The sequence below is a fragment of the Sphaerospermopsis reniformis genome (assembly GCF_005402885.1).
In the GTDB taxonomy this organism is placed as follows: Bacteria; Cyanobacteriota; Cyanobacteriia; order Cyanobacteriales; family Nostocaceae; genus Sphaerospermopsis; species Sphaerospermopsis kisseleviana.
Map to the genome: position 1 here is coordinate 1 of NZ_BJCE01000167.1, position 11,925 is coordinate 11,925.

The window sequence follows — 11,925 nt, forward strand, 5'->3', positions numbered from 1 at the left end:
TACTAGGATTCAAAACCCAACTCAAAGTTAACAAGCAACAACGACTACTACTGGCGCAACACGCAGGAGTAGCCAGACACGCTTGGAATCAAGGTTTAGCACTTTGTCAACAGGTATTATTACATAATAAACTTAATCCTGAAGAAAAAATCAAATTTCCCACTGACAAGGAAGCTCAAGATGTACCTCAGATGTACCTCGTGCTTTATCTAAATACAACAGGAGTCAGGAGTCAGGAGTAAAACTCTCTTTCTGTATAGGTTTCAATTTAGATTCTATAACTGATTGATCTTGATTGATCTGAAATCTGCTGTATCTAGATAAATATACCTGCGTAGATATACAGTTTTAGGACTTACGCAAGATGTGACTGAAAACCTTATTCTTGCGTAGGGGTAATTCATGAATTACCCCTACTTTCGTTCCCTTTTGCGTAAGTCCTGAGTTTTTGTTGTTAGTTTTTGTTGTTAGTTAATATCTCCATAAAAATCATCTAAAACAATTCCCCCTGTTCTCCTATATCTTGATTTTCGCGTTGTGCTTTTTTAAATGTCAATTCTCCCTGCTTCATATCAAAAAATTCTGGGCGTTTTTCTCCTGTTAATAATTCCTCAATCGTTAAAATCTGAATTTTAGCGTAATTTCTACCATTTCCAGCTTTATAAAAACCGGAAGATGCAGCTTCTTTAATCATTGGTTGGGTGGGAGGTGTGAGGGTAACAAATAATCCAATTTCTGCTTTATTTGTTTCCATAGTACCGCGCAAATCTCTAATCATAGATGCGTTAATATTTTTCCCACCTTTCACACTCACAATGATTTTTTTAACTGCTGTTTTATTTGATTTTTTGATATCTATAACATCTTCAAAAAAGATTAAACCATCTATTCCCCCATCTGCACCTTTCTTTTTATCTTTATAAGGTTGTGCATTCACCAAAGAACACGCCCACCATTGAAATTGATAAGCGTCTCTGTTAAATAAATCTATGGCTGCGGCTAAATCTTGTGGTGTACCTTCTACTTCAAATTCTATCCCTGGTACTAACTTTTGATTTTTATTTTCATCTTCAACAAATTTACTCGGAAAAGCATCTTTTAAACGTTTTTCTATTAAAGAAATTGCTAAATGGGTAATATCAATACCGATCCAATTTCTGCCTAAATTTTCTGCTGCATGGATAGCTGTACCACATCCACAGAATGGATCAAGAATGATATCATTTTCATTACTACTAATTTGAATGATTCTTTCTAATAATGTTAAAGGTTTTTGGGTAGGATATCCTAAAGCTTCCTTAGCTTGAGAATTAATAGGTGGTATATCATCCCAAATATCAGGGATAACTTTACCTTGAACCTCATCTAAATAACGTTTATAACGTGGTGTTTTTCCTGTTGGTGGTATGGCAATTTTACCTTGACTTAGCCACTCTTGAGCGCGAGATTCTGGCATTCTCCAACCATTCTCAGGAGGATCACAATCTAACAGTTTATAGAAATAACCTTTGCTAGTTTTTGTATTTGATAAATCACCAAATTGAAATCTTCTCCCGTCGCTATCAATATTACAATAATATTGTTTGATATATTCATCTGAATAACTCAACCGTTGAGGATTCCAAGTAAATTTGTTAGATTTGACATAGTAGAAAATAATATCTGTAATTCTCGCATACTTTTTAGCATCACTATGACTGCTAGTACGTTTCCAAGTAATTTGATTCCGATAATTTCTGGCATCAAATATTAAATCTAAAATCATTTTTAAATAATGACTAGCGGTAGTATCACAATGTAAATATAAACTACCTGTAGATTTAAGAACCCGATGTAATTCTATTAATCTGATTGCCATCATTACCAAATAAGCTGATAATGAATTTTTACCTAATGTTCTTACTAATAAATCTAAAAATTGATATAATTCACCTTTTTTATCTTGAATTTCATCTAAAAATCTTTCTGATTCTATTCCCCAACTCCAGGTATCTTCAAAAGCGGTAATTTGTGCATCTGATTTTTCACCAGTAGCATTTTTAAAGATAATATTATAGTTAGCTTTAGAATTAAAAGGCGGATCAAGGTAAATTAAATCAATAGATTCATCAGGAATATTTTCTCTGAGAACTTGGAGATTATCACCGTAGTAAAGACGTTTCATGTATGGGAAGATTTGGTAAATTATAAAAAGTCAATGGTTGATATAATAACATATAACTAAGCTAACCTGAAAAACATCAAAGTAAAGTTAGAAAAAAATTAAGCTACCTGTTCCGCTAAAACTCGACCTTCCACACGCTCATATTCATCCTCAAGCAGCCAAATTTTCGCTTCTTCATAACTGGAACAAGCAAAAACTATCTTGTAATTTTCTGTGGGATCTAAAATGCAAAAATTATTTTTATCGTCACCAAGCAACATTAAAATATAAGGTGGTACAGAAGTGGGATCAACCCATATTTCTGTAAACTGCCAGTTATTTGCTAGGTCGGGTGCGGGGAATGACATGATATCTATCTCCAGTGACTTTTATTTCCTTTGCAGTATTTACCCAAAACGCCAGGCAAACGTTAAAAAACATTTCACTATATTTTCAAAATACAACACTATAAGGATAATTAACTAAGCATGGTTATGTTTTGCAATATAAAGTAATATACAATTTTATTGTTATACATAACGCTGCTGAAGTTTTTACAAGTAGGAAAAAATTATGATACCAATTCAAGTTACCTTTGCATTAGCAAGTTGGGTTGCTAAAGGCTTACAAGATGGAACTTTTGAACGGGTTGGGGGTGTAATTCGTGATGTAGCAAGTAAGAAAATTGTAACTTGGTTGCGAGACAGTAATTCAGTTGATAATGCAGCAATTTCAGCTAAAGGCTTTTCTGATCTAAATCAGCGTTTAGATGGTATTGAAAATCATATCGGTTCAATTGGGCAAAATTTACAATTTTCTCAAAGTATTTTGCAAGTATCTACTGCTGCTAGTATTCTCAATCTTGGTGTTTCTGTGATGGGTTTTGCGGTTATATCCCAGCGTCTAAATGAGATAGAAAACCAACTAAAACAAGCGGAGGAATTGCTAAATAAAATCAATCGCAAAATTGACATGAGTTTTTATGCTAACTTCCGTGCTGCAATCGAATTAGCGATTAATGCCTTTACAATGACTAAAAATGAAAACCGGAGAAGTAGCGCATTACAAGCTATTAATCGTTTTTTAGAAGCAGAACATATTTATAAAGATTACACCATTAATGAACTTTCCCAAAAAAGCCAAATCATTGATAAATATATCCTAACATTATCTTTAGCTTATATTGCTGAAGCTCGTTGTTATTTAGAACTAGAAGAACATGAAACAGCAATTCGTCGTTTTCAAGAAGGAGCAAAAGTTATCAGGTTACTGATTAATCAGTATGTTGAAATTATGCTTACTTCTAATCCAGCAGCATATTTACACCCTCAATTTAAAGGACAAATTGATTTATGTAGATTAACCAAAATTTACCGATGGATTAACGCTAATTTAGATGAAAATGCTGTATTTGATATGTTGCGTGAGAATATATTTAAGTTAGCACAAAATAATAATGAATGGTTGTCTTCCTTACCATCATCTATTGTAGATCGTAATGAGATCCGTTGGGGTTTATTTGGAGGAAATCCTACACCATTAACAGGTAGATTTGAAAAAGAAGTTTTTACAAGACTTCCCCAAGTATTTGCAGTGATGGAATCAATGATTGAAACTAATAACCGATTTGAATTTTATCAAACAGAAATACAAGCAATATCTAAACTAGGAATTAGTTTTCATGAATGGCTGCAATTAAAACCATCTAAAGAAACTAAACCAGAAGGTGCAGAATTAATGTTTATTATTCCTTCTCAACCTTTAGAATTACCTGGTTAAAACTGCATTTCCTCAACACCTTGACGAATAGCATCTTCCATATCTTCCAGGGTTGCAGGTTCACCATCATATTTCAAACAACCTGCGACATCCTCCAACTTAGTTACCACAAAAGGTTTTCATGATTAAGAATGATACCTGCTTATACTATTTGATGATACATTAAATGATGATATTTTTACGGATTTTAAATTTGCAAAATATTATGTATAATATGAAAATTACCATTCAAGTGATGTGCAAGTAGTAATAATTAAATACAAATAGACGCAGATGGTTTTGTAATTCACCAGATTGGGAAACGCTATATATTGCGAATTGATATATTAAAAAATACAAATGTATTAGTAATTCTCCAATTTTACTTATGGAAAAATTAACAATTAAAAACTTTCTTAACATCAATGATATTGAATTTAATTTATCCAATATAAATATTATTATTGGACAAGAAGCAAGTGGTAAAAGCGTAATTGCCAAATTAGTTTATTTTTTTAAAAACTTCTTAATTGAATATAGAAATTCCATTTTTAAAAGCCGCAAAAAAAGTGAATTTGATAAAAGCATTATTAAGAATTTCAAAGAAATATTTCCTGAATATTCTTGGAATTTTCAACAATTTGATATCACATATCACATAAATTACGAGTTTCAAAATTATTATATTCGCTTGTATACCAAACAATCCACCAAAAACAAATATACTCTAATTTTAGAATATTCAGAATATCTAATTAATATTCGTAGAAAATTACTTTCTGAATATACAAAAACAATTATTGATGATAGAGATAAAACTCAAAATAATTCCTCCAGTATTAGCAAATTAAATATAGGAGAATTTATAGATGAGATATTTTCAAAATACATTCTATCAGGAAAAAATATCAGCAATCTTGATCTACTAACTTTTATTCCCGCAGGTAGATCATTTTTTGCCGTTTTACAAAGTAATGTGTTTTCTTTTTTATCAGAAAATATTACCATTGACTATTTTCTTAAAGAATTTGGTTCAGCCTATGAAAGAGCTAAAAACTTGTATCAAGCCAGAAAAGATATCAATTTATTAGAATATAAAGATGATATTGATGAATTAGTAAACAAAATAATTGTTGGAAAATATATTCGTGAAAAAGGAGAAGACTGGATATACACTGACGATGACAGGAAAATAAACTTGTCTCATTCTTCATCTGGACAACAAGAGGCTTTACCTATGGCACTTATATTAGCAATTTTACCTTTTTTCACTTCATCTCATCGCATCTTTATCATTGAAGAACCTGAAGCACATTTATTTCCTACATCACAAAAACATATTGTTAGTTTAATTAGTCAAGTTTTCAATACAACTGAAAGAAAACATAAATTTATTATTACTACTCACAGTCCTTACATATTAACAGCTTTTAATAACCTCATTCAAGCAGGAAATACCTTTAAAGCATTAAAAGAAAAACCTGAACAAAATGATTTACTCAGAGAATTATTTAAAATAGTTCCCGAAAATCAAATGTTAGATATTAATGATATTGCTGCTTACACTATTAAAAATGGCATGATTGAAAGTTTAATTAATGAAGAAAATCACTTAATTGATACAAATATTATTGATGATGTATCCAACGAATTTAGTAGAGTTTTTGAAAAATTAATAGACCTGGAATTTGGAGAATAAAATTTGTGGATTTAGATAAATGTTCTGAAAAGATTACCCATAAAAATATTTTAATAGAAGAAAAGAAAAGTAGTAAAATAATTTTTAGCAATGAAAACTTAATAGAAGTTGAGAAAATTCAAGTAGATGGCTGTTTAGATATTCAAGGTGTTAAATGTGATTGGTTATTAGTTATCAATGAACCTTATCTGGAAATATACATAGAGTTAAAAGGTTCTGATGTAGAACACGCATTTACACAAATTGAAAATACAATTAAACTTATATCCCAAGATTATAAAAATGTGCGTAAATATTGCTATATAACCCACATTCCGTTTTGTGCCAGTGTTTCTGGTAGTTGGAGGGTGATAATTTCAGACATTTTGAAAAAGTGAAACTTTGACAATTTATTATAACCGTAAAATGTTAATATAAGAGTAACCTAGTTTAACCTAAATTAAACACCATGACTAATATTAATATTACTCTACCTGAATCACTGAAAAGTTTTATTGATCAACAAATTGCCGAAGGTGGTTATAATTCAGTGAGTGAATATTTACAACAGTTAATTATTCAAGAAGCAAGTCGGAAAAATAAAGGAAGTTTAGAATGTTTGATGTTAAGGGATCAAGAATTGGAAAGTGCTTTAGATGAATTAGCTGATAATTTGACAGCGTGCGTGGGTGCAAACGCGCCTATTTTATCTGATTATGCTGTTAGTAGTGAAAGTATTTAAGAGGATTATCTTTAATCATTTTTTTAGTTATAATGTTCGTATTTACAGCCTGTATGAAATACAAAATAAATGGAGATGGAGAACAACTTTCTTTATTTTCTTTAACAGAATTTTCGGAAGTCAATTATAAGAAAAATTCTGTATTATTTATCAATCAAACCACTCCATCAAAAATAGCGTCAAGCAAAATTGAATATATAAATAGTAGCAGTTTGCTAACTTCTCCAAGTGGATTTATCAGAGCCTATAAATTTACCCTGAATCCTTACAGTGGATGTAGTTTTGGTTGTGAATACTGCTATGCCCGCTTTTTTGCTCCTACTATTGAACAACAAAAAGATTGGGGAAATTGGGTTAAGGTTAAGGAAAATGCTATTGACTTACTTCACCGTTCCTGTAAAGCTAAGTCTCAAGACAGAAGATTAGAAACAGGGGATACAATCTATATGTCTAGTGTTACAGATCCCTACCAACCCATTGAACATAAAGTAGGCTTAACTAGACGTATTCTTGAAGAATTAGTTGAAATTCAACCACGCTTAACGATTCAAACCCGTAGCCCTATTGTAGTCAGAGATATCGACTTATTAAAACAATTCCAGCATATTCGGGTGAATTTTACTATTACAACCGACTCAGAAGATATTCGGTTACGATATGAACCCCATTGTCCATCAATAGAAGCACGATTAAAAGCTGCACGGCACGTATCAGAAGCGGGTGTACCAATTGGGATTTCTATCAGTCCCATGTTACCAATCAAAGATCCTGAGATTTTTGGACAAAGAATAGCAAAGTTAAATGCCGCAGAATATGTAACACAATTTTTCAAACCTACCCGCTCTCGTTTTAGTGCTGGTAGTTCTCCTGAGTCTATCCAGAAAATGAAGGAAGATAATTGGACTGAGACTAAGTATCAAAAAGTGAGAGCCACTTTGATTAGCATTCTGGGGAACGAACTTCCACTACTAGAAGGTAATGAAGGGTATGCGCCCGTATAAAAAAATTAGCCAAATAATGTTTAACACTTATTGACACTCGTTTCTTTTATTGCTATTGTTTATACACCTACTAAAGCATTGATTTTCTGTTGTTGTTCCGCAACAGAGTATATTCAAGTCACCAAAAACACCAAAAAAAGGTGTTGTTTAATGGTTAATACTGGAATGCTATTAGTAGGTTATTAATATTTTATTCAAATTTATATACTACAGATAGTAAATAGAGTATTTATTATACTTGGTATCAATTTATTGTAAATTGTTTATGCGATACTTACTAAGAGAAGCTTCAGAGATAGTAGAGTCATTTAGGAAAATTAACAGCTTTCAAGATTTTGCAGACTTGTTAGAAGTTGATTATTTTTGGTTCAAACAAGAATTATTTGCAGTTCCATTAGAAGAAAAATATACTTCATTTACTATTCCCAAGAGAAATGGTGAATCACGGGAAATATATTCACCAGTTTCGGGAATTCGTGAAATACAGGCAAGACTGAATGAAGTTTTGAGATTAGTATATGAACCTGAACGTAAACAGTCTGTACATGGATTTACTACCAGCAGGAATATTGTAACTAATGCTAAAAATCACTGTAACAAAAAATTTGTTTTAAACCTTGATATAAAAGACTTCTTTCCTACAATTACTCAACAAAGAATCAGAGGGGTTATGATGTCCCCACCTTATAATTTACCTAGTCAAATTGCAACGACTATTTCACATATATGCTGCTACGAGGGTAAATTACCTCAAGGCGCACCAACTTCTCCAATTATATCCAATATTGTTTGTGCTAAGTTAGATAGCGAATTACGTCTGCTTGCCAAACAAAATAAATGTTTTTATACTCGTTATGCTGATGACATCACATTTTCAACTATAGTAAAGAACTTTCCTTTATCAATTGCTAAAATCACAGGTCTTAAAATTACTGATGTTAGCTTAAGTGATAATTTAATTTCTATATTTAAATCTAATGGATTTCAAATAAACTTTAATAAAGTTAGAATACAGGGAGACAATCAGAGGCAAGAAGTTACAGGTTTAACAGTTAATAATAAACCTAATGTTTCTCGTAAATATATTAGACAAGTTCGAGCCATGCTCCATGATTGGCACAAAAATGGATATGTTCAAGCTTATATTAACGATTCAGCCATACGTTACCAAAAAAATAAGAACCGTGTTAACTTTTCTTCAGCATTAAGAGGGAAAATAGAATTTATAGGACAAGTTAGACAAAAAGATGATTTTATTTATCAAAAATTATTAACTTTTTACGAAAAACTTATAGAAAGAGAAATTATCAGACAAAGATCACTAAAATTTGATGATAAAGATTACAATAATTGGTGCGATTCGGTTGACGAATATGCTCTTCATATTATTAATAACTACATTGATGCTATATCTGTAGACATTGATAATATGAAAGAATGTATACAACAAGGTTTTGATGAATTAGACAAATTAAGAAAAAAACAAGATCCAGATTATGATCTACCTGGTGTTCCAATAGCTTATGCTTTTAAATACTTGCCCAGAAAAATTATAGCAATGACAGCAGTATTATCTCATTATTTTAGAGAAGAAAATGTACCCATTCCTGAAAAAATATTAGATGTTGGTAGTGGTACTGATGCAGTCGGCATTGCACTAGGCTTATTTAGACAAAAAATGTCTTTCCAGATTACAGCTATTGAACCTTGTAGCTATATGCGTCAATTTGCTATGTTTAGACCTAGTTTGCCGAATTTAGAAGTTTTAAATGTTAATGGTAGACTGGGAGATTGGTTTAATTACTTAAATAATAACTATTTTAATTTGATATTTATGTCTTCAATTTTGCAAAACTCCTTTGAAAATCTAGGAAATTCCTGGTGGTTAGAATGGGCTAATGAGTTATATCAAGCCTCTACTAATAATGCTAGATTAATCCTTATTGAACCTAGTGTAAAAGTAAAATTAGTCAATAAAATGAAATGGGCAATGGAGAGTTCTGGCTGGATATTAAGAGAGCAACTATTATTGAGTGATTTATTTCCAAATGTTTTTAATAAAGGTTGTCAATTAAAAAAATTAACTTCCTTAAAACAAGAACTTATAGGCAATTATTGCCCTTGGCCTGTATCTGGTTGGAATACTTATTATAAGTATAACGAAGTTATCCATATTTATTCTAAAAACAATCAATAAAAACTAATTATAACATCCCTCACTGCGTCCTCTGCGCCTCTGCGTGAGAAAACAAAAAAAGGACGAACCCCAAAAGATCCGCCCAAAATTGCCAAAGAACACGCAAACTTTAAAACTTATCTAGGTTTTAAACCTTAGCTTCCTCCCTTACCAACTTATCCCAACCCAAATCTTTTAGATTGTTATTCCTTCTTAAAGGACGAGTTACCAACTCCAAAATATCCCGCGCATTACCAAAACCATGAATCTGTGCAAAGGTAAACTCCACAGACCATTTAGTATTAATACCCCGCGCTTCCAAAGGATTTGCATGAGACATACCAGTAATTACCAAATCAGGTTTTAACTCATAAATTCTTTGTACCTGATTGTAATTATCCGGCTTTTCAACTATCCTTGGTAAAGGAACATTCATTTCCTGACAAGTCTTTTCTAACAAAGCTAACTCCGCAGCTTGATAGCGTTTATCCATGTAAGGAATACCGATTTCTGGAACAGTCATTCCACAACGCACCAAAAACCGAGCTAAAGAAATTTCTAACAAATTATCACCCATGAAAAACACAGACTTACCGCGAATTAATTGCACGTAATCTTCTAAATTTTCCCAAATCTGCGCTTCTCTTTCATCTAAACCTTTGGGTGTAATGCCAAAAACAGAACAAATTTTTTCTACCCATGCGCGAGTTCCATCTGGACCAATGGGAAAAGGTGCGCCAATTAATTTACATTTCCTGCGTCTCATTAAAGTTGTAGCAGTGCGACTTAAAAAAGGATTCACACCTGCAACATAATAACCTTCTTCTAACACAGGTAATTCTGTAAATCTTTTTGCAGGTAGCCAACCAGAAACTTTAACACCTTGTTTCTTTAATTCTAAAGTTAATTGGGTAACAACTGGATCAGGTAAAGAACCAAATAAAACCAAAGGTGGATGATCTACATATTCTGATTCTTCTTGTACAACATCTTCCTTTTTCTTCCCGAAATGTAATAACTTTTGAATTGCATTTCGTTCATTTTTTTCTGTTTCTGAAACTGGTGCTTTATCAGGACAACGGTTAGCCATTGCAGCTAAAACCGTATCTTCTCCCTGAGTAAAAGCATAATCTAAACCATTAGCACGAGCGACAACAATAGGAATACCAATTTCCGCTTCTAACTTGGGGGCTAAACCTTCCAAGTCCATTTTAATAATTTCCGTGGTACAAGTACCAATCCAAACGATAACACTAGGATTGCGATCGCGTTTAATTTGCTCACACAATCTTTTCAATTCTTGATAATCATTTAACTGAGCCGAAATATCACCTTCTTCTAACTCAGCCATTGCATAACGGGGTTCAGCAAAAATCATCACCCCCATCGCATTTTGTAGAAAATAACCGCAGGTTTTTGTACCAATAACTAAAAAGAAACTATCTTCAATTTTTTGATATAACCAAGCCACACAACTAATAGGACAAAAAGTATGATAATTACCAGTTTCACATTCAAAATTTAAAGCGGTATTTTCTGTAGCGATAGTCATTGTAATCTTCTCCCCTTAATTTTTAATGCTTACAAGTCAGGAGTCAGGTGACAGGAGTTTTTTATTTTAGATTTTGGATTTTGGATTGTTTTTGTTATCTCCAATCTAAAATCTAAAATCTAAAATTTTCTTCCCCAGTCCCCAGTCCCCTATTCACTGATTTATATTGTTGGGGAAGAGACGAGCCATTTCTGACTCATCAAAAACCTCAGAAGGTAATTCTTCACCTAAAAGGTTATTATTTTCTTCACCCTCTTCCAGAAGAGATGAATCATCTCCCCAAACATCAGAAATCACATCACGAAATTCACTTTCATCTGGTTGATTTAAATCATCCAATCCATTTTCATCGGATAGATTGAAATCATCTATAGCTTGATGTTCGTTATCTGCTGTTAAATTGACAGTCTCAAAAGACATCCCGCTAAAGTCTTTTTCTGTTTCTAAATCAGGTGCTGATTTAAACTCATCTGTGATGTTTTCTTCAGATAAAGAAATTGAATCAAACGCATCTTTACTTGCCAGTGAATCTTCCTCTTGCCATTGATGTTCCCTGACATCCATTGTGAACTCTTGAACAGAGTTTTTTTCCTCAACAACGCTGAAATCATCGACTGCTGATGGTTGATCTTCAGAAATGTTTTCTGTAACCTCTTGGGAAGCATGAGAATACATTTTTGCTTCTTGGGTAGGACTCAACCGATTACCAAGGACAATATCTGCATCAAAATGCAGCCCTAGCACGTCAATTAGAGTATCAGCATCAGGATTTAATTTGGCAAAAGGAAACATCAACTGGGCTAATTTAGGTTCTAGGGCATTTACTACTCCCAGAATGAGGTAAGAGGAAGGACGCTTCCCGCCATCGGGGGTAT

11 protein-coding genes are annotated in these 11,925 nt (G+C 32.5%); 7 read left to right on the plus strand and 4 right to left on the minus strand.

Features of this window, described 5'->3' with window-relative positions; translation table 11 throughout:
* A partial coding sequence (locus FFR48_RS19515; protein WP_236104122.1) for a helix-turn-helix domain-containing protein occupies positions 1-242 on the plus strand: 242 nt, incomplete at its 5' end.
* Positions 243-493: 251 nt separating this feature from the next.
* Here FFR48_RS19515 and FFR48_RS19520 read toward each other — a convergent pair.
* Both FFR48_RS19520 and FFR48_RS19525 read right to left on the minus strand, forming a co-directional pair.
* The gene (locus tag FFR48_RS19520) at positions 494-2,164 is read right to left on the minus strand and encodes a DNA methyltransferase (protein WP_137668526.1); all 1,671 of its coding nucleotides are present in this window, start codon (positions 2,162-2,164) and stop codon (positions 494-496) included.
* A gap of 98 nt (positions 2,165-2,262) precedes the next feature.
* Positions 2,263-2,511 carry a hypothetical protein gene (locus tag FFR48_RS19525; RefSeq protein WP_137668527.1) on the minus strand — a complete coding sequence of 83 codons (249 nt, stop codon included), beginning with the start codon at positions 2,509-2,511 and terminating at the stop codon, positions 2,263-2,265.
* 205 nt (positions 2,512-2,716) lie between these two features.
* On the opposite strand from FFR48_RS19525, the gene FFR48_RS19530 reads away from it, so the two are divergent.
* The 6 genes from FFR48_RS19530 to FFR48_RS19560 all read left to right on the plus strand — a co-directional run bounded on the left by FFR48_RS19530 (position 2,717) and on the right by FFR48_RS19560 (position 9,519).
* Positions 2,717-3,922, plus strand: coding sequence for a hypothetical protein (locus tag FFR48_RS19530; RefSeq protein WP_236104123.1), 1,206 nt, complete (start codon positions 2,717-2,719; stop codon positions 3,920-3,922).
* A gap of 367 nt (positions 3,923-4,289) precedes the next feature.
* The gene (locus tag FFR48_RS19540) at positions 4,290-5,600 is read left to right on the plus strand and encodes an AAA family ATPase (protein ID WP_137668529.1); all 1,311 of its coding nucleotides are present in this window, start codon (positions 4,290-4,292) and stop codon (positions 5,598-5,600) included.
* 5 nt (positions 5,601-5,605) lie between these two features.
* Positions 5,606-5,977: a hypothetical protein gene (locus FFR48_RS19545; RefSeq protein WP_137668530.1), complete on the plus strand. Its 372-nt coding sequence runs from the start codon at positions 5,606-5,608 to the stop codon at positions 5,975-5,977.
* Between the two features lie 71 nt (positions 5,978-6,048).
* Positions 6,049-6,321 carry a ribbon-helix-helix domain-containing protein gene (locus FFR48_RS19550; RefSeq protein WP_137668531.1) on the plus strand — a complete coding sequence of 91 codons (273 nt, stop codon included), beginning with the start codon at positions 6,049-6,051 and terminating at the stop codon, positions 6,319-6,321.
* A gap of 53 nt (positions 6,322-6,374) precedes the next feature.
* The gene (locus FFR48_RS19555) at positions 6,375-7,322 is read left to right on the plus strand and encodes an SPL family radical SAM protein (RefSeq protein WP_137668532.1); all 948 of its coding nucleotides are present in this window, start codon (positions 6,375-6,377) and stop codon (positions 7,320-7,322) included.
* 265 nt (positions 7,323-7,587) lie between these two features.
* Complete coding sequence (locus FFR48_RS19560; protein ID WP_137668533.1) at positions 7,588-9,519, plus strand: reverse transcriptase domain-containing protein; 1,932 nt, start codon at positions 7,588-7,590, stop codon at positions 9,517-9,519.
* Between the two features lie 127 nt (positions 9,520-9,646).
* Here FFR48_RS19560 and FFR48_RS19565 read toward each other — a convergent pair whose 3' ends face one another.
* Both FFR48_RS19565 and FFR48_RS19570 read right to left on the minus strand, forming a co-directional pair.
* Positions 9,647-11,050: a ferredoxin:protochlorophyllide reductase (ATP-dependent) subunit N gene (locus FFR48_RS19565; RefSeq protein WP_096572310.1), complete on the minus strand. Its 1,404-nt coding sequence runs from the start codon at positions 11,048-11,050 to the stop codon at positions 9,647-9,649.
* 153 nt (positions 11,051-11,203) lie between these two features.
* Positions 11,204-11,925 (minus strand): DUF5331 domain-containing protein (locus FFR48_RS19570; protein WP_162501920.1); only part of this gene is annotated, 722 nt, incomplete at its 5' end.

What these genes read in the sequence shown, in the direction of transcription:
- FFR48_RS19530 (WP_236104123.1), top strand. Translation starts at nt 2,717, where the DNA reads ATGATACCAATTCAAGTTACCTTTGCATTAGCAAGTTGGGTTGCTAAA.
- FFR48_RS19520 (WP_137668526.1), bottom strand. Translation starts at nt 2,164, where the DNA reads ATGAAACGTCTTTACTACGGTGATAATCTCCAAGTTCTCAGAGAAAAT.
- FFR48_RS19555 (WP_137668532.1), top strand. Translation starts at nt 6,375, where the DNA reads ATGAAATACAAAATAAATGGAGATGGAGAACAACTTTCTTTATTTTCT.
- FFR48_RS19540 (WP_137668529.1), top strand. Translation starts at nt 4,290, where the DNA reads ATGGAAAAATTAACAATTAAAAACTTTCTTAACATCAATGATATTGAA.
- FFR48_RS19550 (WP_137668531.1), top strand. Translation starts at nt 6,049, where the DNA reads ATGACTAATATTAATATTACTCTACCTGAATCACTGAAAAGTTTTATT.
- FFR48_RS19560 (WP_137668533.1), top strand. Translation starts at nt 7,588, where the DNA reads ATGCGATACTTACTAAGAGAAGCTTCAGAGATAGTAGAGTCATTTAGG.
- FFR48_RS19525 (WP_137668527.1), bottom strand. Translation starts at nt 2,511, where the DNA reads ATGTCATTCCCCGCACCCGACCTAGCAAATAACTGGCAGTTTACAGAA.
- FFR48_RS19565 (WP_096572310.1), bottom strand. Translation starts at nt 11,050, where the DNA reads ATGACTATCGCTACAGAAAATACCGCTTTAAATTTTGAATGTGAAACT.